Here is a 24,737-nt window from a genome sequence, read left to right as displayed (position 1 = left end):
GTCACACCTGCTTCGAGCGGGTGAGCAGCCAGATGAGGTAGATGCCGCCGATAATGCCCGTCATCCGGCCGATCGGTATGGATGCCGTGATCGGGATGACCTGCGTGAGGATATCGGCGAGCACGAGCAGGCACGAGCCCATCGCGGCGGCGCTCAGCACCGGCATCCCGCGCGTCGCCGTCAGACGGATCACGAGCTGCGGTGCGGCCAGCGCGATGAACGCGATCGGGCCGGCGGCGCCGGTCGCGAGACCCGCGAGGGCGACTGCGAGGAGCATGAGGAGAACACGCGTGCGCTCCACGCGCACGCCCAGCTGCTGGGCCAGATCATCGCCCATCTCCATGAGCGTCGCCCGCCGCGCCAGAGCAGCGACGCAGGGGATGAGCACGACGGTCCCGATCATGACCGGCAGGGCGTGCGCCCATTTACGGGCATCCAACGACCCCGACAGCCACAGGTTCGCGGCGATCGCGTTGTCGAGATCTCCGGTGACCAGCAGCAGACCGTTCACCGCGCTGAGGACAGCGCCCACGCCGATGCCGATGAGGATGAGGCGATAGCCGCCGGTGACCCGGCCCTTGCGGGAGAGGAGGTAGACGACCACCGCGGTCAGCAGACCGCCGATCACCGCTCCGAGCGCGACCTGCAGGGCGGGTGCCTGGAACAGGACGATCTGCACGATGGCGCCCGTCGCCGCCCCCGTCGTGAACCCGATCACGTCGGGGGAGCCGAGCGCATTGCGCGACACCGACTGGAAAACGGCTCCGGAGACACCCAGCGCCGCTCCGGCGAAGATCGCCGCCACAACGCGGGGAAGGCGGATGTTCTGGATGACCTTGCCGTCCCTCACCGTCTCCGGTGCGCCGAACAGGGCCGAAACGATGTTCGCGAACGGGATAGGCAGAGTGCCGATCGTCATCGCGACCACGCCGAGCACGGCGGTGAGGGCCAGGAGCACGGCCGTGACGGTGATCAGCCGGTGCGACAGCACCAACGAGAAGGAACCTCGGCGGAAGACCCGGGTGGGACGAGCGGTTGCGGGGGTCATAGCTGCACCATCCGGCGGCGGCGAACGAGGACGACGAAGAACGGGCCGCCCAGAAGAGCCACCATGATGCCGACGCTGACCTCGCCGTTCTGCGGAATCACGCGACCGAGCGTGTCGGCGAGAACCATGAGCACCGCGGCGAGCAGGCCCGAGTAGGGAAGAACCCACCGGTGGTCGACACCCGCGAGGAGGCGGGCGAGATGGGGCGCGGCGAGACCGAGAAAGGCGATGGGGCCCGCACCGGCGGTAGCGGCGCCCGCGAGAATGATCACCGTGAGGCCGGCCAGCGCCCACACCCGGCCCGGGCTGCCGCCCAGCGCCCGGCTGAGATCCTCGCCCAGCATCGCCGAGTCGAGGGAGCGGGCGAGCGCCATCGCCATGACGAGGCCGATGGCGGCCAGGATGCTGACAGAGCCGAGCACCTCATAACCGCGTCCGGCCAGGGAGCCGACCATCCAGTGCCGGTAACGGTCGAAGACATCGTCGATGCTGTTGACGAGCACGAGCTGGGTGAGGGCGCCGAGAACCACGCTCAACGCGGCGCCGGCGAGCACGAGCCGCACCGGGTTGGTGCCCGTGCGCACACCGCCGAGGCTGTAGACCGCGAACCCGGCGATCGCCGCGCCGATCAGGCCCAGCCACATATAGCCGGAGGCATCCGTGATGCCGAAGAAGGCGATGCCCACGGCGATCGCGACCGCGGCGCCGGCATTGACGCCGAGAATGCCCGGCTCGGCGAGCGGGTTGCGCGTCAGAGCCTGCATCACGGCGCCCGCGACGCCCAGGCAGAGCCCGACGACCACGCCGAGAAGCGCACGCGGAATGCGCTGATGCACGACCAGCAGATGCGCGGTGTTCTCGGGGTCGAAGGCGAATATCGCATTCCACGTCGTCTGCGGCGGGATGCCGAGGGTACCGATGCACGCGCTGGCGAAGACGCCGACGACGAGGATCGCGCAGAGGGCGATGAGGCCGAGGCGGCGCCGGGCGAAACGGAGAGGAGGGGGAGATTCCATGGGCGGAACTGCGAAGGCGGCGCCGGGAGAGAACCCGGCGCCGCCGGTGGCATTACTTGCCGAAGTTCGCGACGATGCCGTCGACGATCTCGGTCGCGCTGTACATGTCGATGCGGAACGAGTTCTTGCCGAGGCCGTAGACCTGACCGGCCTTCACCGAGGGGACGTTCGCGAGAACCGGGTCCTGGGCGAAGGCCTGAGCGCCCTCGTCATCCTGGCTGAGGATGAAGGTCGTGTCACCCGTGAGCTCGGTCAGGCGCTCGAACGGAGCCCAGACGAAGTCCGCACGGGTGTTGTCCTGCGTGTGCCACTCCGTGTTCGGGTCCTCGATCGTGAAGCCCAGAGCGGTCAGCAGCTGGCCCTGAGCGCCACCGGCGCGGGCGATGGGGTTGTCGTCACCGGCACCGTTGAAGGAGATGATGTTCGCCTCGCCGGCGGGAACCGTGATGCTGTCGGCGGCTTCGGCGACGTAGGTGTCGAAGTCGGCGACTGCTGCCTCGGCCTCGATCTCCATGCCGGTGGCCTCGCCGAGCTCGGCGGCGAGCTCCTGCCAGCTCTGTCCGCCGTAGTCGACGACGATCGTCGGGGCGATCTCCTGCAGCTCGGCGACCTGGTCGGCGACCGAGTCAGCGCCGGAGGAGGAGACGACGATCAGGTCGGGCTCGTAGGCGTAGACGGCCTCGAGGTCGACCTCGCCGGCTGCCCACAGGTTCTCGACGCCGCGCTCGTCGGCGACATCGCTCCACTGCGAGAAGAACTGGCCGTTTCCGGCCGAACCGGAAGCCACGACGGGAGCATCGAAGGCGAGAAGGGTTCCGGAGGTCGAGACCGAGGTGGAGACGATGTTCTTCGGCTGTGCCGGGATCTCCGTGGTCGTGCCGTCGGCGTTCTCGAACGTGCGGGGCCACTCGCTGGCAGCGCTCTCGTTCTCGGTGGAGGTGTTCTCCTCCGCCTCACCGGATGCCGCGCAGCCGGACAGGGCGAGGGCGCCGACCGAGAGGACGGCGAGTCCGCCGAGGAGACGGGAACGGGTCGAGATCGCGTGGGACATGACAGGCCTTTCTGGAATGCGGACTCGCATCAGGGCTGTCGTGAGGTGCATGCGTGCGCGGTCGTCCGATGACGATCGCGGCGGCGTCATCGAAACCCGCGAGTGGTACCAGGTGAGCCTAACCTAAGTGAATACTCCCATGCGAGTTCGTCACGGTGGGCGCGTCGATCGCGGATGAAGGCCACCACTCACCGGAAGTCGCGGGAGCGGTGCGCAAAACCGGTGCGCAGGTCCTCGAAGGCGTCCGCCAGGACATTGATGACGCCCTCGGGGGAGCGCTCGAGGATGCCGCGGACGACGAGCGCGGGGGAATCCCGAGCGACGCGGCTGTAGCGGGCCCAGACACCCGGAGAGCAGACCACATTGACCAGGCCGTGCTCGTCCTCGAGGTTCAGGAACGTGATCCCCGCGGCCGTCGACGGGCGCTGGCGGTGCGTCACGAGACCGGCCACCTCGATGCGCCGACCGGGCTCATGATCACGCAACTGCGCGGCGGTGAGCACACCGCGATCCCGTAGCGCCGGACGGAAATGCGCCAGCGGATGATCATCGGTGGAGACCCCCGTCGTCGACAGGTCGGCGGCAAGGCGCTCATAGCTGCTCTGATCCGTGAACAGCGGCGGCTGCACGGAGACTGTGGTTCCCGGAAGATACTGGGCACGGTCTTCAGCGGCGGCCCCGGACAGCCAGATCGCCTCCCGACGGTTCAACCCCAAGCACTCGACGGCGCCCGCTGCGGCGAGCGCCTCGACCTGCGCCGCCGTGATATCGGTGCGGCGCACCAGGTCGTTCAGATCGCGGTAGAGCCCGTGCTCCTCCCGCTCATCCACGATGCGCTCGGCCGTGGGGCGGCCGATTCCCCGTATCCCCTCGAGCCCGAGGCGCACGGCGAAGGCGCCGTCTCGACGGTGGGATGCCGATTCATCCGGATTGCCTGCTCTGAAGGGGGCAGGCGCCGGCTGATCCGGCTCCAGACAGTCGTCCCGGCCCGTGGGCGCGACCTGCTCGCCCAGAGGCTCCAGCCCATTCGCGGCACCGGAGCGATGCAGATCGGGCCGGCGCACCTGCACGCCGTGCCGGCGGGCATCGGCGGTGAGGGTCGCCGCGGAGTAGAAGCCCATCGGCTGGGCGTTGAGCAGCCCCGCGAGGAAAGCCGCGGGATAGTGCAGCTTCACCCAGGAGCTGGCATAGACCAGCAGAGCGAAGGACAGCGAGTGGGATTCGGCGAAACCGAAATTCGAGAACGCCTGGATCTGCTCGTAGATGCGATCGGACTTCTCGGCGGAGAGCCCGTGACGGGCCATGCCGGAATAGAGCTTCTCCCGGATGCTGTCGATGCGCTCCAGACCGCGCTTGGAACCCATCGCCCGGCGCAGCGTATCGGCCTCATCCGCAGTGCAATCGCCGATCGTCGTTGCCATCTGAATGAGCTGCTCCTGGAAGACGGGCACACCGAGCGTGCGCTCCAGCACCGGCTCGAGCGCCGGGTGCAGATAGGAGACGGGCTCCGCGCCGAGCTTGCGACGCACGAACGGATGCACGGCCCCGCCCTGGATCGGACCCGGACGGATGAGGGCGATCTGGATCGCCAGATCGTAGAAGCTGCGCGGCTGCAGGCGCGGCAACAGACCCATCTGCGCACGTGACTCGACCTGGAAGACACCGATCGAATCAGCCCGGCAGAGCATGTCGTAGACGCCGGGCTCCTCTTTCGGGATCGTCTCCAGCGTCCACTCCTCGCCCGTGGAATCGGAGATCGCGTCGAAGCAGTTCTGCAGGGCGGCGAGCATCCCGAGCCCCAGCAGATCGAACTTCACAAGGCCCATCCACGCGGCATCATCCTTGTCCCACTGGATGACAGTGCGATCCGCCATGCGCGCATGCTCCACAGGGACCACCTCGCCGACCGGACGCGCTGTCAGCACCATGCCGCCCGAATGAATGCCGAGATGCCGGGGCGCCTTCAACATCTCCCCGGCGTACTCCAGAACGTTCTCCGGAATGTCATGCCCCTCCACAGGAAGCACCTCCGACCCCCAGCCATCGACCTGTCGTGACCAGGCATCCTGCTGGCCGGGGGAGTAGCCCAGCGCCCGGGCCATGTCCCGCACCGCATTCTTCGGCCGGTACTGGATCACGTTCGCGACCTGCGCCGCGCAGGAGCGGCCGTACTCCCGATACACCCACTGGATGATCTCCTCGCGGCGGCCCGAATCGAAATCGACATCGATATCGGGCTCCTCCTCACGGGTGCTCGCGAGGAACCGCTCGAAGGGCAGACCGTACAGGATCGGATCCACCGCGGTGATGCCGAGGAGATAGCAGACGGCGCTCGCCGCGGCCGAGCCGCGACCCTGGCACAGGATGCCCCGACGACGGGCCTCTGCGACGATGCCGTGCACGATGAGGAAGTACCCGGGGAAGTCCTTCTCCTCGATCACAGCCAACTCCCGCTCGATGCGCGCCCGACCCGCCTCGTTCAGATGCGGGTAGCGGCGGGGGACGGCGTCGTGCACGAGACTCCTCAGCCACGTCATCGGCGTATGCCCGGGCGGAACCTTCTGCGTGGGCAGATCCGGGCGCGCCCGGCGCAGGGGGAAGGCGGAAGCTTCGGCGATACGCAATCCGTGGGAGATCGCGCCGGGATACCGCTGGAACCGTCGGGTCATCTCCGCCCCGCTGCGCAGATGAGCGGAGCGGTGCGCAGGAAGCCAACCATCCAGATCATCCAGGCTGCGCACCGCACGAACGGCGGAGACCGCTTCGGCCAGCGGAGCCCGAGAGGGAACCGCATAGTGCACGTTGTTCGTCGCGACCACGGGAATCCGATGCGCGGCGGCGAGATCCGCGAGGGCATCGTTGCGGCGGGAATCCTGCGGGTCGCCATGATCGAACAACTCCACCACGACGCGATCCGAGCCGAACAGGTCGATCAGGCGCCGTAGCGGAGCCGCGGCATCCCCCTGCTCCAGCCCGCGGCGCACAGCACCCTTGCGGCACCCGGTGAGGATGGTCCACTGACCACCCGCGCTCGCCGCAAGGTCATCGATGTCGTAGATCGGACGGCCCTTCTCGCCGCCGCGCAGATGAGCGCGGGTGATCGCCCCGGACAGGCGGTGATATCCGTCAAGGCCGTCGGCGAGCACGAGCAGATGCTCGCCGACAGGATCGGGGACGCCCTGCTGCGGGCCGGGAAGACCGAGGGAGAGCTCGGCACCGAATACCGTCTGAACATCGGTGCGCATGAGATGAGCGGCCTCGGCGAAACGCGCCGCGCCGTAGAAGCCGTCATGATCGGTCAGCGCGAGGGCCCGCAACCCCAATCGGGCTGCCTCGGCGAGGAGATCCTCCGGCGCCGAGGCTCCGTCGAGGAACGAGTACGAGGAGTGCGCATGCAGCTCGGCGTAGGGGACGGCATCCGGTGGGGGAAGGGGTGTCGGGGGAACCATCGAGGCGCGCGGAGCACTGACCGGGCTCGGTGCGGGGCGGCCCTGCCCGCTGAGGGTCTGCTCCACCTGTGACCAGGGCATCCGGGGGTTGTGCCAGTTCATCAGCGGTAACGCCCCTCCGCCCACCACGAGTCGTCCTCCCAGAGCACCAACCAGGCGCGCTGGTGCTCATCGACGATCTGCAGTCGCTGTGCGCTGCGGGAACGCGGAGCATCCCAGCTCCGCTCGCGCAGCGGCCAGGGTCCCGCCCAGAGCATGATCGCCGCCCCCTCGATCCGAGCCGGTGCGGCGGAGAGCTCGCCGCGGTCATCGACGACGGGGGGAGAATCATCGGCCGCCGTCACACGAATCGGAACAGGCGGGATGAAGATCTCCGAGGGGAGAGGGTGCGGCATGCTCCCCGGCCAGGGCTGCGCCGCATCCCGCTCCCGAGGAAGACGATCCCCCCAGGGCTGAAGCACCTGCCGCTCTGCGAGACGGCGCCCACCGGCGATGACCGGAGTCACGACCGCCCGGTGACCGAGCAGAGCCTGCACCCGCGAGACGACATGGTGCAGGCGCTGCTCGGGCCCCTGCCCGAAGAGCCCCGGCTGATGGTTCGCACTGTCATCGATCCGGGTCGGGGTGATCCGCACCTCGCAGATCCCGGCCCCGACACGCACTTCCGTCGATGCGGAAGGGGCCAGCGCCTCCAACTGCCAGCGCACCCGATCCACCAGATCGCCGGAATCGAAGGACGTCGGATGCAGCCACTCGCGTGAATCGAGAGAACCATCGTCATCCGTCATGTCGATGCGCACCTCGGTGCACACCTGTGAGCGCTCGGCGAGAGCAGCGATGACGGCATCGGCGGTCTGTCTGACGGCGAAGGCGATCTGATCCGCCTGGGTCAGCGGGGCATCGAAGTCGACCCGACGGGCAAGATCGGGCTCGGGCGGCTGCGGCTCCCCGGCCCGCGAATCCGCACCGCCCGCCAGAGCATGCAGCCGTGCGCCGCGCTGGCCGAGGCGATCGAAGACGGCGCGCGCATCGAGCGCTGCCAGATCTCCCAGAGTCCGAACGCCGAGCTTCTCGAAGAACGCGGCGGCATCCGGCTCGGACAAAGCCTCCACGGGGAGCGGTGCGAGGAAGGGGCGCGCCTCACCGGGAGGGACCACGAGCATGGGATCGGCGAGACGGGCGGCCTGCTCGGCGGTGAAGAGACCATCCGCGACACCGGCACGTGCCGAGGGATGCCCGTTCTCTGCGAGCACCTCGATGAGGTGCATCGCGGCCTCGCGCTCGCCGCCGTAATAGCGCGCCGCGCCCCGTGCCCGCAGAGCCACGAGCCCCGGACGCAGCGGATGGATTCCCGGCACCCGCTCCTCCAAGATCCGCAACAGAGGGAGGAAGAGTCGTTCATCCCGCATCGGGTCCGCCGGGAGCATCCGCAGATCCGGCGCCTTCATCTGCGCGGCCCGGCGCCGATCCCCGCGCCGCACGCCCCGCTGCCTGGCCGCACCCGAACAGGCCACGACGACGTTCGCCTGCACGATGGCCACCGGTTCCGTCGCTGCCTCGGCCCCGAACGCCGCGCGCACGGGCCAGTCGGGTACCCAGAGCACGAGATGCCGCTGCGGACCGCTCATCCGGCCGCCGCCCAGCGGCGCTCGGCCTCAAGCTCCGCCGAATGCGGGCGAGCAGCGAGAGGGCGAACCGGTTCGGGGACGGCATCGACCCGGCCGAGAGCACTCGGCAGATGCACCTGGATGCGTCGGGGTGACTCCTGACGCCGCCCCGAGGAGCGCAGCGTCACCGTGCGCTCGGCGAGCAGGCCCCAGCCGGAGCCGAGGCCGCTCCACTCGGTCTTCTCGACCGTGATCGTCGCCTCGCTCTGCGGCCAGCGGGCCGTCACCAGCAGGGTGCAGCCGCGGTCCCGCAGACGGGCATTCAGCCGCGAGATCTCCGCATCGGAAACACGGCTGCGCGGATGAACGGCGATGAGCGGTACGACTTCGGACAGCGTCGTCGCAACCGTCAACCAGCGCGGCCCCGGCTCGGGAACGAGGATCACCCGCTCCAGATCGACACCGAGAGCCTGCAAGGACTCGACACCGAGGGTCGGCATGCCGATCACGGCGCACCAGGTTCCTCGTTGCGAGGGTGCGGAGAGCAAAGCGCCGAGCAGGCTGGGGGAGGGGGAGAGCGAATAGGACGACCCCGTCCGCAGGCCCGCATCCGGCAGCAGCCCCTCGAGAGCGGGATCGAGGGCATGGAAGGGCACGTCGCTGCGCCTGCGCTGCATTCGCGCGATCTCGCCGCGCAGACGGTTCACCTCATGAGCGCGGGAGAGCGCGCTGCCGGGAGAAAGCGCCGACGGGGCGATAAATGCGGTGCCCATGCATCCATCCTCGAATATATCTACGAATAAAGCAACATTGATGAAGATGCTAATTCGTACATCCGACATTCGCTCTGGTGCGCATCGAAGGGGTTATCCACAGCGAAGAATCACCGCGACCCGGCATCTCGTACCCTTCCGGCATGCCACTCGACCTCCGGGAAATCCTCATCGTCATCGCCCATGCCGCGCTCGCCGCGGTGGGCCTCTGGTTGGTCGCGATCGACGCCCGAACGCATCGGCTGCCGAACCGGATCGTGCTGCCGGCGACGGCCGTGGCGCTCGTCCTCATCGCGGTCGATGCGGCGTTCGGCGGATCCTCCGCACAGCTGCTCGGGAGCCTCCTCGGGATGTTCGCACTCGGCGGCTTCTACCTGCTCCTGCGGGCGATCAGTCGGGGCGGCATAGGCGGCGGCGACGTCAAGCTCGCCCTGCTGATCGGCCTCGTGCTCGGATGGAACGGCTGGGCCGCGCTCGTGATCGGAGCCGCCGCAGCGTTCGTCCTCGGCGCCGTTTACGCGCTTCTCCTCATGACGATGCGGCGGGCCGATCGCACCACCCGCATCCCGTTCGGCCCCTGGATGATCGCCGGCGCGATCATCGGCCTCGCGGCGGCATGACGGCTCGGGGAGGGGCACGGGATTAGGGTGAGAACATGGCAGCACTTCCCGGGAACGACGTATCCGACGAGCCCATCCGCACATTCGAGATCGAACGCAAATACGATGTCGATGTCTCGACGCCGCTTCCCTCCTGGGAGACGATTCCGGGTGTTCTCACGGTGAGCGAGGGAGAGCTGCGCGAGCTCGACGCGCGCTATCTCGATACCGCCGACGTCGCCCTGTCGCGCGCCGGTGTGGCGCTTCGCCGACGCACGGGCGGCCCGGATGCCGGGTGGCACATCAAGGGCCCGCGTGAGGGCGATGGCCGGATCGAGCTGGGTTGGCCCTTGGGTGAGGAAGGCGATCTGCCGGATGCTGTGGCCGAGGCCATCGCGCGCTGGACCACCGAACCGCTGACGCCCCTGGCGCGCATCGAGAACAGCCGCACCGCCTACTTCCTCGCCGGGGCATCCGGTGTCATCGCTGAGTTCGTCGACGACCGGGTCCGCGCAACGGATCTGCGCACTGGCATCCAGCGCGAATGGCGCGAGTGGGAGATGGAGCTGGGGCCCGCAGCCGCGACCGATGAAGGCGGTCGGGAAACCTTCTTCGCCGCCGTGGATGAGGCGATCGCGGCCGTCGGCGGGCGGGACGCGCGCTCCGACTCGAAGCTGGCCCGCGCCCTGGGCGTCTGACTCGGAGCGAGCACCGGCACAAGCCCCTTCCCCCGGAGCATCCGGTCGTGCTTGCCTATCGGCATGACACGACCCGTCCGGCTCCGCTCCCTGCAGACCCTCGTTCCGGAGATGGCACTTGCGCAGAGCAGGGTGCGCGACCTCTTCGCCGCCCAACCGGGCCTGGGCCGCCTCGCGCAGCGGATCATCGCGACGTCCTTCGAATCCTCGGGAATCGAACCCGGCACACGGTTCTCGCCGAGCTCGCCGGCGGGGTCCCGGATGCGTGCTTCGTGGACTCCGAGACCGGGACATTGCGCGATCCGGGAACCCGGATGCGCAACGCGATCTACACGTGGGAGGCAGGACTGCTGTTCGTCGAGGCCGCACGGCGCGCCCTCGACGGCGACAGTGCGATCAACCCCGTCGATGTCACCCACGTCATCACCGTCTCGTGCACCGGCTTCTACGCGCCGGGACCGGACCACGAGATCGTGCGTGCACTGGGCCTTCGGGACGATGTGCGCCGGCAGCACCTCGGATTCATGGGATGCTACGCGGCGCTGCCCGCTCTGCGGATCGCGCGGGACTTCTGCCTCGCCGACGCGGATGCCGTGGTGCTGGTCGTCTGCGCGGAGCTGTGCACGCTGCACCTGCGGTCGTCGGAGGATCCGGAATCCATCGTGGCGATGTCGCTGTTCGCCGACGGCGCCGCAGCGGCGATCGTGACTGCGCGTGCGGTACCTGATGAGAGCACGGGGCTTCTCCTCGACGGGTTTCATACGGCGTCCATCCCTCAGGGACGCGACGATATGGCCTGGACGATCGGCGACCACGGATTCGAGATGGTGCTCTCGCCGGCGGTGCCGCGTGCGTCGCGGACGGCGTCGCGCACTGGGCGATCCATCCGGGCGGCCGGAGCATCGTGGACCGCACAGCCGCGGCGCTCGGGCTGGACGAGACGCACGCGGCACCGGCGCGGGATGTGCTGCGCCGCTTCGGGAACATGTCCAGCGCCACGGTCCTCTTCGTGCTGCGGGAGATCCTCGACGGCGCAGCGAAGCCGGGGGAGCGCGTGACGGCCATGGCGTTCGGGCCGGGACTGACGGCCGAGACCGCACTGATGACGGTGTCTCCGACGGTGCCGGCATGATCGGGGACCTCTCCCGTCGTGCCATCCACGAGCGCGAACTCATGGACGACCCCGATGCCGACCTTGACATGCTCGAACGCACCTATCGGCGCTTCGCCATCGTGAACGCCGTCGTCTCGCGTCGGCGGAGGGTCTATCGCCGGGAGATCCGCCCGCGGGTCGCACGGAACTCTCCGGTCCGCGTGCTCGATATCGGATCAGGCGGCGCTGACATGGCCCGGGCGATCGTCCACTGGGCGCATCGGGACGGAGCATCCGTCGACGTCACGGCTCTCGATCTCGACCCGCGCGCCGTCTCCTGGGCGCGCGCGAACGATACCGGCGACGCGGTGCATCACCGGTGCGCCTCCTCGAGCGCACTGGCGGATGCCGGAGAGAAGTTCGACGTCGTGCTCTCCAACCACCTGCTGCATCATCTCGACGAGACCGATCGTGCCGCGCTCCTCGACGACTCGGAACGGCTCGTGGCGCCCGGCGGCGTCGCGCTGCACTGCGACATCGAACGCAGCCGACTCGCCTATGCCTCCTACGACCTCGGGACGGCGCTGTTCGCGCGCACCGTGCTCGCGGGCTCATTCATCCGCGCGGACGGACTGACCAGCCTCCGGCGGTCCTATACGGCCGCCGAACTCGTTGCCGTCGCCCCGCCCGGATGGCACGTTGAACGCACCTTCCCCGCTCGTCTGGCGCTCCGACACGAACAGCCCGCATGATTCTTCGGAAACGCCGAAGGCCCGGCCGCGCATTCGCGTGACCGGGCCTTCGGGGTGACAGGTGTCAGAAGTTGATCATGTGCCCTGCGAGGCCGTGGAAGCCCTCCTGCAGAGCCTCCGACAGCGTCGGGTGCGTGTGCACGTTGCGCGCCAGCTCCAGAGCGGTGAGGTCCCACTTCTGCGCCAGCGTCAGCTCGGGCAGCAGCTCGGAGACATCCGGTCCGATCATGTGTGCGCCGAGGAGCTCGAGGTGCTCGGCGTCCGCGATCATCTTGACGAAGCCGACGGGCTCGCCGAGGCCGTGCGCCTTGCCGTTGGACATGAACGGGAACGAGACGACCTTGATCTCGCGTCCGGTCTCCTTGGCCTGTGCCTCGGTGAGACCGAAGGATGCGACCTGGGGCGAGCAGAACGTCGCGCGCGGCATCATGCGGTAGTCGCCCAGCGTCTGGGTCTCGGCGCCGCCGATGGTCTCGGCGGCCACGACGGCCTGCGCCTCGGCCACGTGGGCGAGCTGCAGCTTCGCGGTGACGTCGCCGATCGCGTAGATGCCGTCGACGTTCGTGCGCATGTGGTCGTCGATGTCGATCGCGCCGCGCTCGGTGAGCTTGACACCGGTCTTCTCCAGGCCGAAGCCCTCGACGTTCGGGGCGAAGCCGACCGACATGAGCACCTTGCCGGCGTCGATGGAGGCGCGGTTGCCGTCCTTGCCGGTGTAGGTGACGGTGACGGACGAGCCGTTGTCGACGATGGTCTCGACCTTGGTGGAGGTCAGGATGTCGACGCCGTAGTTCTTGTACTGCTTGGCGATCTCCTTCGACACATCGGCGTCCTCATTGGGAAGCGCACGGTCGAGGAACTCGATGATGGTGACCTTGACGCCGTAGTTCGTCAGGACGTAGGCGAATTCCATGCCGATGGCACCGGCGCCGACGATGACGATCGACTCGGGCAGCTCGCGGCTGAGGATCTGCTCCTCATAGGTGACGACGTTCTCGCTGAGCTCGACGCCTGGGAGCAGGCGCACCTTCGAGCCGGTGGCGATGATGACGTTGTCGAAGGTGACCTCTTCGGTCGAGCCATCGGCCTTCGCGACCGAGATGGCCTTCGGGCCGGTGAACGTGCCGCGACCGTTGTACTCGGTCACCTTGTTCTTCTTCATGAGGAAGTGGATGCCCTTGACCCGGCCCTCGGCGACCTGACGGCTGCGGTCGAACGCTTTGCCGAAGTCCATCGTGATCTCGCCGGAGATCCCGAAGAAGTCGGCCTTGTGGTTGAGGGTGTGGGCGAGCTCGGCGTTCTTCAGGAGAGCCTTGGAGGGGATGCAGCCCACGTTGAGGCAGACACCGCCCCAGTACTTCTCTTCGATGATCGCGGTGGAGAGACCGAGCTGCGCGCTACGGACCGCAGCGACATAACCGCCGGGGCCCGCGCCGAGGATGACGACGTCGTAATGAGGCATGTTCTCAGCTTATCGCTCCGACGGGGCGTTCGACGCGGAATTTCCGCGGCCTCGTCGGCGCAGCAGCACCACGAGAACGACGATGCCGACGAGGACGATGATGATGACGGCGATCCACAGCGGTGACAGGGATGCCGCGTCCTCTGCGACGGGCGCCTCAGACGGTTCCTCCGCAGAGGTCGCGTCGTCCGCGGGCGTCTCGGGAGAGGCCGTGGCTTCCTCCTCGGCAGGCTCAGCGGTCGGCTCGACGATCGTGCTCTGCTCGACCGTGAACGAGAACTCGCCCGAAGTCGGGTGCCCATCGCTGGAGACGACCTTCCACAGCACCCGGTAGGCGCCGGCGGATGCCTCGGAGGCCAACTGCTGCGTGACGATCGCGCCGTCGATCGTCGCCTCGCCGTCCGAGACGGACGTGCCGGACTCGTCCAGCACGACGATCTGCGTGGAGCCCTCGCCGCCGATGAGTGCGGCGCTGAAGGAGAGCGAGATCTCCGCCGGCAGCGTCTCGACGCTCGAGTCGGCATCGGGGGAGGAGCCGATGAGCGCATCATGCGCCGCGGCCGGAGACGGGGCGGAGAACAGGAGGAGGGCGGCGGCGAGAAGAACGCCGATGAAGGCGATCGCCGGGGACAGCGGAGTCAGGAGTCGAGTGCGCACGCCCCCACCATAGGAAAAATTCCGATGCATGGGCGGTGAGTGCTCCGCGGCCTCGCTCGAGCGCCCGGGAATCCGATAGTCTGAGGGAAGAGGAGGGCCACCGTGACAGATAACGAAGACCGATCCGCACGCGAATCGGCTATTCACCGCAGCGGAGAGCAGCGACACGACGCCACACAGACGTTCGGACACGACTCCGATCTCTCGTTCGTTCCGTTCGGGGTCGAGCTCACCGACGTGGAGCAGTCGGCGATCGCCGCGCTTCCGGCGGGTGCGGCGCTCCTGCTGGTCCGCTCCGGCGCGTTGGCCGGCGCGCGCTACCTGCTCGACACCGATGTCACGACGATCGGTCGTCACCCCGAGGCCGACATCTTCTTCGACGATGTCACCGTCTCGCGACGTCATGCGGAGATCACCCGTTCCGGCGAATCCTTCGAGATCGTCGATCAGCGCTCCCTCAACGGCACCTACGTCAACGGCGAGCGGGTCGATCGCAGCGCCCTGGCGAACGGCTTCGAGCTGCGCGTCGGCAAGTTCCGCCTCAACTTCTTCGCATCACCGGTGGATCTCGCGGCGGCGAATTACTGATGGCGTCACTCCATGCCCGCGACCGCTCTGCGACCGCGGGGCTTCTGAGCATCGGTCAGGTGCTTGCGAGGCTGACGCCGGAGTTTCCCGATCTGACCTCCAGCAAGCTCCGATTCCTCGAGGTGCAGGGAATCGTTTCCCCCTCGCGGACGGAATCGGGCTACCGCAAGTTCTCGGCATCCGACATCGATCGCCTGCGCCTCGGACTCACCCTGCAGCGCGACCATTACCTGCCGCTGAGCGTCATCCGCGAGCAGCTCGACGAGGCGGAGGCGAACGGCGATTCCAGCGCCGCGCTGACGCCCCCGCCGTCGATCGCCCCGGCGCCGCGGCGGTACCGTCGTGACGAGCTGCTCTCCGCGGCCGGTGCCGGTCCGCAGATCCTGAACGATGCGATCAGCACGGGGATCATCGCTGCGGCCGAGACGTATCCCGAGTCCACGGTAACGCTGCTGCGCGGACTCGTCGCATTGGACCGTCACGGCATCGAGCCTCGCCACCTGCGCACTCTGCGCCAGAGCGCCGAGCGCGAGGTCTCGTTGATCGAGTCCGCCCTGTCGTCGATCCTGCGCCGCACGGATGCGACATCCCGCGGAAAATCTCGTGAGATGGCTCCGGAGCTGGCCACGAAGATCGACGAGGTGCGTTCGATCTTCGTGCAGGAAGCGCTCGCCCGAGTGCTTTCGTAACGAACTGATTGCGACACACCTTCGCCCCGTGCCGGATATCGTTGCCGGTGCCCGGGCTCTGCCCTAGCGTGGAGGTAAGCGCTCCAGAGAGGACTTCATATGAATGCGGATGAGCTTGCAGGCGACCCGCGGTTCGTGAGCGAACTCCTCTTCACGGACGGCTTGCCCGCGATGGATGACGAGGTCGGTTATCGCGGAGCCGTCGCGGCGCGCGCCGCGGGCATCACCTACCGCCAGCTGGACTACTGGGCCCGCACCGAGCTCGTCGTACCCACCGTGCGCGGAGCCAACGGTTCCGGTTCGCAGCGCATGTACGGCTTCCGCGACATCCTCGTGCTCAAGCTCGTCAAGCGACTCCTCGATACCGGAATCTCCCTGCAGCAGATCCGCATCGCCGTCGATCAGCTCCGTGCCGCCGGTATCCGCGACCTCGCGGGGACGACGCTCATGAGCGATGGCGCATCGGTCTACCTGTGCACCTCCAATGACGAGGTCATCGATCTCGTCAGCCGCGGTCAGGGCGTCTTCGGTATCGCCGTGGGCAAGGTGCTCCGCGAGGTGGAATCCACTCTCGTCGAGTTCGACCCGCAGGAGTCCGACCCCGCTGACGAGCTGGCTGTGCGCCGGGCCAAGCGCACGGCCTGAGCCGTCCCTCCGTCCGGCAGGATCAGAAAAAGCGCTCAGCGGATGCTGAGAGCTTTTCTCGTTGGGATCAGGCGGGCTGGCCGTTCTCCGGCACGGGGATGCGCCCGGTGCGGATGATGCGGTCGAGCAGCTGGTCGAAGTCTCCCGCGAGTTCCTGAGCGGAATCTCCCGGCCAGACGTGGAGCGGTTTCGCCGCACCCTGCGCCTGCTGCAAAGATGTGCGCTCGGGCAGCTGCGGGCTGAGGACGAGAGGTCCGAACATGTCGCGCAGCTCCTTGATGCGGAACTGGTGCTCGATCGACTGGGGCCGAACGCGGTTCACGACGATTCCCAGGGGCTGCAGGCGGGGGGAGAGGCCGCGGCGGATCTCCTCGATCGCGCGCAGTGCGCGGTCGGCCGCCGCCACCGAGAACAGTCCCGGCTCGGTGACGACCATGACGCGGTCGGACGCGGCCCATGCCGTGCGGGTGAGCGCGTTCAGCGATGGGGCGCAGTCGATGAGGACGAGATCGTACTCGTTCTCGACCGAGGCGAGGGCCTCCTCGAGCTTCCACACATCGCGCACGCTCGGGTGCGGGCCATCGAAATTGATGGCCGAGGGGCTGCCGATGAGGACATCGATCTTCCCGGGATGGACCTTGGCCCATCCGCTGGAGGTGATCGCCTGGCGGACGACCTTCTCCTTCGGGTTCTCGAGAACGTCGGCGATGTTGAGCCTGCCGGCGATCTGGATATCCATGCCCGTGGACACATCGGACTGCGGGTCGAGGTCGACGACGAGCGTCCGGACGCCCCGGGCGAAGGCCGCGGAGGCCAGGCCGAGAGTCACGGTCGTCTTGCCGACGCCCCCCTTGAGAGAGCTGACGCTGAGTACGTGCACGGACACCACGTTACCGTCCCCTAGGCTTGGAAAACACTCAGCCCCGCCCATGTGCGCGGAATCGCACGTGCATGAGTCAACAACGAGGTGTGCATGTTCCAGAAGATCCTGGTGGCGAATCGTGGAGAAATCGCGATCCGTGCCTTCCGCGCGGCCTATGAGGTGGGGGCGCGCACCGTTGCGGTCTTCCCGTATGAGGATCGCGGCTCCCAGCATCGGCTGAAAGCGGACGAGGCCTATGAGATCGGTGAACGGGGCCACCCGGTGCGCGCGTATCTCGACGTCGACGAGATCATCCGGGTCGCGCTCGAGTCCGGCGCGGATGCGATCTACCCCGGGTACGGATTCCTCTCCGAGAACCCGGAGCTCGCGGCGAAGGCCGCAGCTCATGGGATCGTCTTCATCGGCCCGCCCGCCCGCGTCCTCGAGATGGCGGGGAACAAGGTCGAGGCGAAGCACCATGCGATCGAGGCGGGGGTCCCCGTGCTGCGATCGACCGAGGCATCCGATGATGTCGACCTGCTCGTCTCCCAGGCCGCCGAGATCGGGTTCCCGCTCTTCGCCAAGGCCGTCGCCGGGGGCGGCGGACGCGGCATGCGACGCGTCGAGAGCGCCGGTGAGCTCGCCCCGGCACTGGCCGAGGCGATGCGCGAGGCCGGGAGCGCCTTCGGCGATGCGCGCATGTTCCTCGAACAGGCCGTCGTGCGGCCGAGGCACATCGAGGTGCAGATCCTCGCCGACAAGACCGGGGAGACCGTTCACCTCTTCGAGCGAGACTGCTCCGTGCAGCGCCGGCACCAGAAGGTCGTGGAGATCGCCCCGGCGCCGAACCTCGACGACAGCATCCGCACCGCGCTGCACAGCTATGCCATCGCCTTCGCCCGCTCCATCGGATACGAGAACGCGGGCACCGTCGAGTTCCTCCTCGAGACCGCCGGCGAACGCGCCGGCGAGGTCGTCTTCATCGAGATGAACCCGCGCATCCAGGTCGAGCACACCGTCACCGAAGAGGTGACCGACGTCGACCTCGTCCAGGCGCAGATGCGGATCGCCGCGGGGGCGACCCTGGACAGCCTCGGCCTGCAGCAGGAGGAAATCCACCTGCGCGGCGCCGCTCTGCAGTGCCGGATCACGACGGAGGACCCGACCCAGGGCTTCCGCCCGGACACCGGCAAGATCACGACCTACCGCTCGCCCGGAGGGGCAGGCATCCGTCTGGACGGCGGTACCGTGCACCAGGGCGCCCAGATCAGCCCGCACTTCGATTCGATGCTCTCCAAGCTGACCTGTCGTGGCCGGGACTTCGAAGCCGCAGTCGATCGGGCCCGTCGTGCCCTGGCCGAGTTCCGCATCCGCGGTGTATCCACGAACATCCCCTTCCTCCAGGCGCTGTTGGATGACGATTCGTTCGTCTCCGGGGACATCAGCACCTCATTCATCGATGAGCGCCCCGACCTGTTGCGCGGGCGGGTCTCGAAGGACCGCGGCACGAAGCTGTTGAACTGGCTCGTCGATGTCACGGTGAACAAGCCCCATGGCCCGCGCCCGGTTGCCGCGGACCCGATGACGAAGCTCCCGCGCCTCGATCTCTCGGCAGAGCCCGTCGCCGGATCCCGGCAGAAGCTCCTCGAGCTCGGCCCCGAAGGGTTCGCGCGGAGCCTGCGGGAGCAGGCGCCGCTGGCGATCACCGACACGACGTTCCGCGATGCGCACCAGTCGCTGCTGGCCACCCGGGTGCGTACCCGGGACCTGGTCGCCGCCGCCCCCTACCTCGCACGTCTGGCCCCGGAGCTGCTCTCGGTCGAGGCCTGGGGCGGGGCCACCTACGACGTGGCGCTGCGCTTCCTCGGCGAAGATCCGTGGGAGCGGCTCGACAAGCTGCGCGCGGCGCTGCCGAACGTCAACATCCAGATGCTCCTGCGAGGTCGCAACACCGTCGGATACACCCCGTACCCGACCGCGGTCACCGAAGCGTTCGTCGCCGAGGCCGCCCGCAGCGGTGTCGACATCTTCCGAATCTTCGACGCGCTCAACGACGTGGAGCAGATGCGTCCCGCGATCGATGCCGTGCGCGCGACGGGCACCGCGATCGCCGAAGTCGCCCTGTGCTACACCGGTGATCTGATGAACCCCGCAGAGGACCTCTACACCCTCGACTACTACCTCGCCCTTGCGGAGCAGATCGTCGATGCCGGTGCGCACATCCTCGCGATCAAGGACATGGCGGGGCTCCTGCGTCCGGCCGCCGCCGCCCGACTGGTCACGGCGCTGCGCGAAAGATTCGACCTGCCGGTGCACCTGCACACGCATGACACCCCCGGCGGCCAGCTGGCGACGCTTCTCGCCGCCAGTGCGGCCGGCGTCGACGCCGTCGACGCCGCATCCGCGCCGCTGTCGGGCACGACGAGTCAGCCCTCGCTGTCCTCCCTGGTCGCTGCGCTCGCGCACACCGACCGCGACAGCGGTCTCGACGTCGCGGCCGTTTCTGATCTCGAACCGTACTGGGAAGCCGTGCGCAACCAGTACGCGCCGTTCGAGTCGGGGCTTCCCGGTCCCACCGGACGCGTCTACCATCACGAGATCCCGGGCGGTCAGCTGTCGAACCTGCGTCAGCAGGCCAAGGCGCTCGGGCTCGCAGATGATTTCGAACTCATCGAGGACATGTACGCGGCGGCCGACCGCATCCTCGGCCGTCTGCCGAAGGTGACCCCGTCGTCGAAGGTCGTCGGCGATCTCGCGCTGCACCTGGCCGCTGTCCGCGCCGACCCGGCCGATTTCGAGATGAACCCGGAGAAGTACGACGTGCCCGATTCGGTCGTGGCCTTCCTCGCCGGCGAGCTCGGAGACCTGCCCGGCGGATGGCCGGAGCCGTTCCGCTCGAAGGTCCTCGCCGGCCGCACGGCCCGCACCGGGATCACCGAGATCTCCGCAGACGATGAGCGGGCCCTCGCCGGAACACCGGCGGAGCGCCGTGAACGACTCAACGCCCTGCTCTTCCCCGCGCCGACGCGCGAGTTCGCCGAGCGGCGAGAGATCTTCGGCGACCTCTCCGTCCTCGAGACCGGGGACTACCTCTACGGGCTCGTCCCCGGGCAGGAGCACCTCGTCGAGATCGACCGCGGCGTGCAGCTGTACGTCGGCCTCGAGGTGATCGGCGAAGCGGATGACCGGGGCATGCGGACGGTCATGACGACGCTGAACGGGCAGTTGCGGCCGGTCTTCGTCCGGGACCTCGCGATCGCCGTGGATGCGCACGAGGTCGAGAAGGCCGACACCTCCCAGGCCGGTCAGGTCGCTGCTCCGTTCTCGGGAGTCGTGACGCTGAAGGCGACCGTGGGCGATGCCGTCCGCGCGGGCGAACCGGTGGCATCCATCGAGGCGATGAAGATGGAAGCCGCGATCACGGCGCCCGTCGACGGGGTCGTCGAGAGGCTCGCGATCGGGGCCACGCAGCAGGTGGACGCGGGAGACCTTTTGGTCGTCATCACTCCAGCGAAGTAATCTTGTGCGAGCGACACGCTCGCACAAGCTTGGAGTGACACCGTGAATTCGAACAACAGCAGCGACTCGTCCGACGACGAGCAGTTCGGCGTGCTCGACGAGTCCGCCTCGTTGGACACGACGTCTCTCGGCGTGATCGGCATGACCGCACAGGTCAATGTCGTCATCCCGCAGGATGACGACGATGATCTGGTCGATGACGAGGTCGTCGACGGAGAGCTCCCCGCTGAGCTCGTGCTCGACGGCCCCGTCATCGATCCGTCAGCCGGCGAGCAGCCGGTCGCAGCCGATGTCGTCGTCGAATCGTCGGCCGTGGAGTCGGAGGCCGTCGAAGAGCCGCTCCTCGCCCCGATCGTCATCGAGGTCGCGCCGGAGGAGGCTGTCGATGAGCCCGCCGTCCTGGCGGAGCCGGTCATCGAGGACGCGCCTGCGGCGACGGCATCCGAAACCGTTGCTCCGTCGAAGCGCTCCTCCTCGGAGAGTGCGACCTCGGCATGGATCACCGCGGCGATGAAACAGAGCGCTCCGGCGCCTGTGGAGGAGCCCGTCATCGATGAGCCCGTCGATGTCGAACCTGTCGTTGAAGAACCCGTTGCCGACGTTCCCGTCGTCGACGACCCGTCCGTCCCGGAGCGAACCTCCGCGGAATCGGCGGATGAAGAAAAATCCGCGCCGACCGACCCCATCGTGCCGGAATCCCCCCTCGATAATGAGATGACGTACCAGCCCGTGAGCACCCCCTCCGAACGATCCGAGCCCACCGAACGCGCCCTCACCCAGCGCCCGGCGACCCCCCGCCCGGAGGTCGCCATGACGTCGAAGCGTCTGGGGGAGCAGCTCGGACAATCGGCGCGCGAGTCGGCCGACCTGCTGACCGCCGATCGTCTCCTCGACCCTCGTCAGATGACCAAGCCCGAGCCCGAGGGCGGGTGGAGCCACTTCCTCTATTCGATCTCCGGTCACCGGATCAATATCGGCGACGGCAAGCGTGCCCGTGAGCGCAAGGCGCTGAGCGCACGCATCGCCGCGCCGATCGCGGGCGGGGCACGATTCGTGCCGGTGCTCTCGCGCAAGGGCGGCGTCGGCAAGACCACGATCACGACGCTGCTCGGCATGGCTCTGGCCGATGCGCGCAACGACCGCGTCATCGCCGTCGATGCGAACCCCGACCGCGGCACGCTCGCCGATCGCGTCGCCCGCGCGCAGAGCCGCTCGATCCGTGATCTCGCTCGCATCCACGATGAGATCACGGGGTATCACGACATCTCCGCGATCGTCGCCCGTGATACGACGCGTCTGGACGTGCTCGCCTCCGACTCCGATCCTCGGATCGCCGATGCCTTCAGCGACGAGGACTACCGTGACGTCGCCGAGGTCGCCGCACGCTACTACTCGCTCGTGCTCACCGACACGGGAACGGGCATCGTGCACTCGGTCATGGGCGCTACGCTCGACCTGGCGGACCAGATCGTCATCGTGTCCGGCCTCAGCGTCGACGAAGCGCGTCTCGCCTCCGAGACACTCACGTGGCTGGAGAGCAACGGATACGAGGAGAAGGCGCGCAACGCGATCATCGTGCTCAACCAGTCGACGCCGGGCAGTCCGCTCGTGCGTCTGAACGAGCTCGAAGCCCACTTCGGGACGCGTGCGAAGAGCGTCGTGCGGATGCCCTACGACGCGCAGATCGCCGGTGGCGGGCCGATCGTCTACTCGAACCTGCAGGTCGAGACGCGTCGCGCGGCCCGCGAGCTCGCGGCTCTGCTGATCGACGGCCTGCGCACGAGCGGCGTCTGATGGCGGTCCGTGAGATCCGGATCTTCGGCGACCCGGTGCTGGGCACGGTCTGCGCACCGGTCGACGAGATCGATGACGGCGTGCGCTCACTCGTCGCCGATCTTCTCGACAGCGTGAAGCTGCCGGGACGTGCGGGCGTAGCCGCACCGCAGATCGGCGTCGCCGTGCGCGCATTCAGCTACAACATCGACGGCGACATCGGCTACATCCTCAACCCCGTTCTGACCGAGGTGCGCGGCGAGCCCGTGCCCACCGGTGAGGGCTGCCTCTCGGTGCCCGGCCTCTGGCACGATGCGATGCGCCACCCCTGGGCGCGCGTCGAGGGCATCGACCTCAACGGGCAGCCAGTCGTGCTCGAAGGGGAGGGCTTACTCGCACAGGCGCTCCAGCACGAGACCGATCACCTCGACGGGAAGCTCTATCTCACCCGACTGAGCGCCGAGGACCGCAAGGCCGCCATGCGAGAAGTGCGCGAGAGCGACTGGTTCTGACCTCGCATCCCGTGCACATGACGAACGCCCCGACGATGTCGGGGCGTTCGTCATGTGGGGCGCGGGCTCAGCCGATCGCGACGTTGGTGGTCTGCACCGGTTCGTCGTAGATCGCGGAGACCTCATCGGCGAAGTCGGTCATGATGACGTTGCGCTTGATCGACAGCTTCGGCGTGAGATGGCCGCTGGCCTCGGTCCACTCGGAGTCGAGGATGCGGAACTTGCGGATGGACTCGGCCCGCGAGACCGCCTTGTTGGCGATGTCGACGGCGCGCTGCACCTCGGCGCGGACGGCATCGTTCTTCGCGGCATCCGCCAGCGACATGTCGGCGGGCAGAGCGTTGTTCGCCAGCCACGTCGGCAGCATCTCCGAGTCGAGCGTGATCAGAGCCGAGATGAACGGCTTCTGATCGCCGACGACGACCACCTGGCCGACGATCGGGTTCGCTCGGATCGGGTCCTCGAGGGCGGCGGGGGAGACGTTCTTGCCGCCGGCGGTGACGATGATCTCCTTCTTGCGACCGGTGATCGTGAGGAAGCCCTCGGAATCGAAGCTGCCGATGTCGCCCGTGCGGAACCATCCGTCGTGGAAGGACTCGGCCGTCGCCTCGGGGTTGTTCCAGTACTCCTTGAAGACGTTGATTCCGCGGACCTCGATCTCGCCGTCCTCTCCGAGACGGATGCCCACACCGGGCAGGGCCGGACCGACGGTGCCGATCTTCGACTTGTCGGCGAGGTTGACGGTCGCCGGAGCGGTGGTCTCGGTGAGTCCGTATCCCTCGAGGATGACAACGCCGAGGCTGTGGAAGAAGTGCCCCAGGCGCGGGCCGAGAGGCGCGGACCCGGATACCGCGAAGCTGACACGGCCGCCCATGGCCGCGCGCAGCTTGCCGTAGACGAGCTTGTCGAACAGCGCGAATTTGATGCGCAGACCGAGCGGCACCTTCGCGCCCGCCTCGAGCAGGCGGGAGTGCTCGACGGCGGCGGCGGCCGCGGCGCGGAAGATCTTGCCCTTGCCGCCGGCCTCTGCCTTCTGCTCGGCGGAGTTGTACACCTTCTCGAAGACGCGCGGGACCGCGAGGAGGAAGGTGGGCTTGAAGGATCCCAGCGCTGGCAGCAGCTGCTTGGTGTCGGGCTGGTGGCCGGTGCGGACGCCGGCGTGCACGGCGAGGATCGAGATGAACCGTGCGAACACGTGCGCCGTCGTGATGAACAGCAGCGTCGAAGCATCGGGCGCGGAGACGACCGGGTCGAGGGCCTTGGCCGAGTTTCGGGCCAGCTCGACGAAGTTGCTGTGCGTCAGCACACAGCCCTTCGGGCGGCCCGTCGAGCCGGACGTGTAGATGAGGGTGGCGAGGTCGGAACCGACGGCGATGCTGCGGCGGCGCTCGATCTCGGCATCCTCGATGTCGAGACCCGCCGCGGTCAGGGCATCGATCGATCCGAGGTGCATCTGCCAGACCTCGCGGACGAGGGGCAGGTCGCCGCGCACCTCGTCGACCTTCGCGAAGTGGTCGGCGGATTCGACGATGAGGGCGATGGCGCCCGAATCCTCGAGGATCCACTGGATCTGGGCGGGGGAGCTCGTCTCGTAGATCGGAACCATGACGGCGCCGGCATAGAAGAGGGCGAAGTCGACGAGGGACCACTCATAGGTGGTCCGGGCCAGGAATCCGACCTTCTCGCCGGGCTGGATCCCGGATGCGACGAACCCCTTGGCCAGAGCGATGACGGCCGTCTGGAAATCGGCGGCGGAGATGTTGCGCCAGCCCGCGCCGTCGGGGACGGAGAACAGTGCACGATCAGGGGTCGCCTCAACGCGCTTGGCCAGCAGATCGCTGATGTTCGCCTCGGGATCAGCAGGGACGATCGCGGGGACTTCGAATTGAACCACGGCAACTCCTTCGGTACCGGTCGGGTACGGGTTTCTCCAGAGTCTAGGGC

The 24,737-nt window shown here is 68.1% G+C and carries 19 protein-coding genes and 1 pseudogene; 10 read left to right on the top strand and 10 right to left on the bottom strand.

Annotated features, from left to right (window positions below):
- Position 1: 1 nt before the first annotated feature.
- The 6 genes from ACWAUG_RS08695 to ACWAUG_RS08670 form a co-directional block, all read right to left on the bottom strand.
- A complete protein-coding gene (locus tag ACWAUG_RS08695) occupies positions 2 to 1,048 on the bottom strand; it encodes a FecCD family ABC transporter permease (protein ID WP_460802162.1) in 1,047 nt (348 codons plus the stop codon).
- Positions 1,045 to 2,064: a FecCD family ABC transporter permease gene (locus tag ACWAUG_RS08690; RefSeq protein WP_460802161.1), complete on the bottom strand. Its 1,020-nt coding sequence runs from the start codon at positions 2,062 to 2,064 to the stop codon at positions 1,045 to 1,047. The genes ACWAUG_RS08695 and ACWAUG_RS08690 overlap by 4 nt, the downstream gene beginning before the upstream one ends.
- Positions 2,065 to 2,116: 52 nt before the next feature.
- Entirely contained in the window at positions 2,117 to 3,115 is a 999-nt protein-coding gene (fepB, locus tag ACWAUG_RS08685) for a Fe2+-enterobactin ABC transporter substrate-binding protein (RefSeq protein ID WP_460802160.1), read from the bottom strand.
- 188 nt (positions 3,116 to 3,303) lie between these two features.
- A complete protein-coding gene (locus ACWAUG_RS08680; RefSeq protein WP_460802159.1) occupies positions 3,304 to 6,666 on the bottom strand; it encodes an error-prone DNA polymerase in 3,363 nt (1,120 codons plus the stop codon).
- Complete coding sequence (locus ACWAUG_RS08675) at positions 6,666 to 8,192, bottom strand: DNA polymerase Y family protein (RefSeq protein WP_460802158.1); 1,527 nt, start codon at positions 8,190 to 8,192, stop codon at positions 6,666 to 6,668. The genes ACWAUG_RS08680 and ACWAUG_RS08675 overlap by 1 nt, the downstream gene beginning before the upstream one ends.
- A complete protein-coding gene (locus ACWAUG_RS08670; RefSeq protein WP_298039330.1) occupies positions 8,189 to 8,944 on the bottom strand; it encodes a hypothetical protein in 756 nt (251 codons plus the stop codon). Before ACWAUG_RS08670 ends, ACWAUG_RS08675 begins: the two co-directional genes overlap by 4 nt.
- Before the next feature lie 143 nt (positions 8,945 to 9,087).
- On the opposite strand from ACWAUG_RS08670, the gene ACWAUG_RS08665 reads away from it, so the two are divergent.
- The 4 genes and pseudogenes from ACWAUG_RS08665 (at position 9,088) to ACWAUG_RS08650 (ending at position 12,086) form a co-directional block, all read left to right on the top strand.
- Positions 9,088 to 9,564 (top strand): prepilin peptidase, encoded by a 477-nt coding sequence (locus tag ACWAUG_RS08665; RefSeq protein WP_298039327.1) that lies wholly within the window; start codon positions 9,088 to 9,090, stop codon positions 9,562 to 9,564.
- Between the two features lie 35 nt (positions 9,565 to 9,599).
- On the top strand, positions 9,600 to 10,241 hold the full coding sequence (locus ACWAUG_RS08660; protein WP_460802157.1) for a CYTH domain-containing protein: 642 nt from the start codon (positions 9,600 to 9,602) through the stop codon (positions 10,239 to 10,241).
- A 63-nt stretch (positions 10,242 to 10,304) separates the two neighbouring features.
- Positions 10,305 to 11,373: pseudogene (locus ACWAUG_RS08655) on the top strand (type III polyketide synthase).
- Positions 11,370 to 12,086 (top strand): methyltransferase domain-containing protein, encoded by a 717-nt coding sequence (locus tag ACWAUG_RS08650; protein ID WP_460802156.1) that lies wholly within the window; start codon positions 11,370 to 11,372, stop codon positions 12,084 to 12,086. Before ACWAUG_RS08655 ends, ACWAUG_RS08650 begins: the two are co-directional and overlap by 4 nt.
- A 64-nt stretch (positions 12,087 to 12,150) precedes the next feature.
- On the opposite strand, the gene lpdA is transcribed toward ACWAUG_RS08650, so the two are convergent.
- Both lpdA and ACWAUG_RS08640 read right to left on the bottom strand, forming a co-directional pair.
- Entirely contained in the window at positions 12,151 to 13,548 is a 1,398-nt protein-coding gene (gene lpdA, locus ACWAUG_RS08645) for a dihydrolipoyl dehydrogenase (protein WP_460802155.1), read from the bottom strand.
- A gap of 9 nt (positions 13,549 to 13,557) precedes the next feature.
- On the bottom strand, positions 13,558 to 14,205 hold the full coding sequence (locus ACWAUG_RS08640) for a copper resistance CopC family protein (protein WP_298039318.1): 648 nt from the start codon (positions 14,203 to 14,205) through the stop codon (positions 13,558 to 13,560).
- Between the two features lie 102 nt (positions 14,206 to 14,307).
- Here ACWAUG_RS08640 and ACWAUG_RS08635 point away from each other — a divergent pair, with 102 nt between their 5' ends.
- The 3 genes from ACWAUG_RS08635 to ACWAUG_RS08625 all read left to right on the top strand — a co-directional run bounded on the left by ACWAUG_RS08635 (position 14,308) and on the right by ACWAUG_RS08625 (position 16,127).
- The gene (locus tag ACWAUG_RS08635; RefSeq protein ID WP_298039315.1) at positions 14,308 to 14,793 is read left to right on the top strand and encodes an FHA domain-containing protein; all 486 of its coding nucleotides are present in this window, start codon (positions 14,308 to 14,310) and stop codon (positions 14,791 to 14,793) included.
- Positions 14,793 to 15,482, top strand: coding sequence for a transcriptional regulator FtsR (gene ftsR, locus ACWAUG_RS08630; RefSeq protein WP_298039313.1), 690 nt, complete (start codon positions 14,793 to 14,795; stop codon positions 15,480 to 15,482). Before ACWAUG_RS08635 ends, ftsR begins: the two co-directional genes overlap by 1 nt.
- A gap of 99 nt (positions 15,483 to 15,581) precedes the next feature.
- On the top strand, positions 15,582 to 16,127 hold the full coding sequence (locus ACWAUG_RS08625; protein ID WP_298039311.1) for a MerR family transcriptional regulator: 546 nt from the start codon (positions 15,582 to 15,584) through the stop codon (positions 16,125 to 16,127).
- A gap of 67 nt (positions 16,128 to 16,194) precedes the next feature.
- Here the strand turns inward: ACWAUG_RS08625 and ACWAUG_RS08620 are convergent, their stop codons facing one another.
- Positions 16,195 to 17,007 carry a ParA family protein gene (locus ACWAUG_RS08620; RefSeq protein ID WP_298039340.1) on the bottom strand — a complete coding sequence of 271 codons (813 nt, stop codon included), beginning with the start codon at positions 17,005 to 17,007 and terminating at the stop codon, positions 16,195 to 16,197.
- Positions 17,008 to 17,100: 93 nt separating this feature from the next.
- Here ACWAUG_RS08620 and ACWAUG_RS08615 point away from each other — a divergent pair, with 93 nt between their 5' ends.
- From ACWAUG_RS08615 to ACWAUG_RS08605, 3 genes are read left to right on the top strand one after another with little or no spacing between them, the layout of a single operon-like run.
- On the top strand, positions 17,101 to 20,508 hold the full coding sequence (locus ACWAUG_RS08615; protein ID WP_460802154.1) for a pyruvate carboxylase: 3,408 nt from the start codon (positions 17,101 to 17,103) through the stop codon (positions 20,506 to 20,508).
- A gap of 42 nt (positions 20,509 to 20,550) precedes the next feature.
- On the top strand, positions 20,551 to 22,302 hold the full coding sequence (locus ACWAUG_RS08610) for a MinD/ParA family ATP-binding protein (protein ID WP_460802153.1): 1,752 nt from the start codon (positions 20,551 to 20,553) through the stop codon (positions 22,300 to 22,302).
- Positions 22,302 to 22,793, top strand: coding sequence for a peptide deformylase (locus tag ACWAUG_RS08605; protein ID WP_298039302.1), 492 nt, complete (start codon positions 22,302 to 22,304; stop codon positions 22,791 to 22,793). The genes ACWAUG_RS08610 and ACWAUG_RS08605 overlap by 1 nt, the downstream gene beginning before the upstream one ends.
- A gap of 67 nt (positions 22,794 to 22,860) precedes the next feature.
- Here ACWAUG_RS08605 and ACWAUG_RS08600 read toward each other — a convergent pair whose 3' ends face one another.
- The gene (locus tag ACWAUG_RS08600; protein ID WP_460802152.1) at positions 22,861 to 24,687 is read right to left on the bottom strand and encodes an AMP-dependent synthetase/ligase; all 1,827 of its coding nucleotides are present in this window, start codon (positions 24,685 to 24,687) and stop codon (positions 22,861 to 22,863) included.
- Between the last annotated feature and the right edge of the window lie 50 nt (positions 24,688 to 24,737).

The sequence above is a fragment of the Microbacterium sp. GXF6406 genome, assembly GCF_054798215.1.
Note: the sequence above shows the minus strand (reverse complement) of the source record. Positions and strands in the feature narration are given on the sequence as shown.

Excerpts from the sequence above, each read along its gene's own strand:
- ftsR (WP_298039313.1), top strand. The coding sequence starts at position 14,793 with ATGGCGTCACTCCATGCCCGCGACCGCTCTGCGACCGCGGGGCTTCTG.
- ACWAUG_RS08675 (WP_460802158.1), bottom strand. The coding sequence starts at position 8,192 with ATGAGCGGTCCGCAGCGGCATCTCGTGCTCTGGGTACCCGACTGGCCC.
- ACWAUG_RS08680 (WP_460802159.1), bottom strand. The coding sequence starts at position 6,666 with ATGAACTGGCACAACCCCCGGATGCCCTGGTCACAGGTGGAGCAGACC.
- ACWAUG_RS08660 (WP_460802157.1), top strand. The coding sequence starts at position 9,600 with ATGGCAGCACTTCCCGGGAACGACGTATCCGACGAGCCCATCCGCACA.
- ACWAUG_RS08605 (WP_298039302.1), top strand. The coding sequence starts at position 22,302 with ATGGCGGTCCGTGAGATCCGGATCTTCGGCGACCCGGTGCTGGGCACG.
- lpdA (WP_460802155.1), bottom strand. The coding sequence starts at position 13,548 with ATGCCTCATTACGACGTCGTCATCCTCGGCGCGGGCCCCGGCGGTTAT.
- ACWAUG_RS08615 (WP_460802154.1), top strand. The coding sequence starts at position 17,101 with ATGTTCCAGAAGATCCTGGTGGCGAATCGTGGAGAAATCGCGATCCGT.
- ACWAUG_RS08650 (WP_460802156.1), top strand. The coding sequence starts at position 11,370 with ATGATCGGGGACCTCTCCCGTCGTGCCATCCACGAGCGCGAACTCATG.
- ACWAUG_RS08625 (WP_298039311.1), top strand. The coding sequence starts at position 15,582 with ATGAATGCGGATGAGCTTGCAGGCGACCCGCGGTTCGTGAGCGAACTC.
- ACWAUG_RS08690 (WP_460802161.1), bottom strand. The coding sequence starts at position 2,064 with ATGGAATCTCCCCCTCCTCTCCGTTTCGCCCGGCGCCGCCTCGGCCTC.
- ACWAUG_RS08665 (WP_298039327.1), top strand. The coding sequence starts at position 9,088 with ATGCCACTCGACCTCCGGGAAATCCTCATCGTCATCGCCCATGCCGCG.
- ACWAUG_RS08670 (WP_298039330.1), bottom strand. The coding sequence starts at position 8,944 with ATGGGCACCGCATTTATCGCCCCGTCGGCGCTTTCTCCCGGCAGCGCG.
- fepB (WP_460802160.1), bottom strand. The coding sequence starts at position 3,115 with ATGTCCCACGCGATCTCGACCCGTTCCCGTCTCCTCGGCGGACTCGCC.
- ACWAUG_RS08695 (WP_460802162.1), bottom strand. The coding sequence starts at position 1,048 with ATGACCCCCGCAACCGCTCGTCCCACCCGGGTCTTCCGCCGAGGTTCC.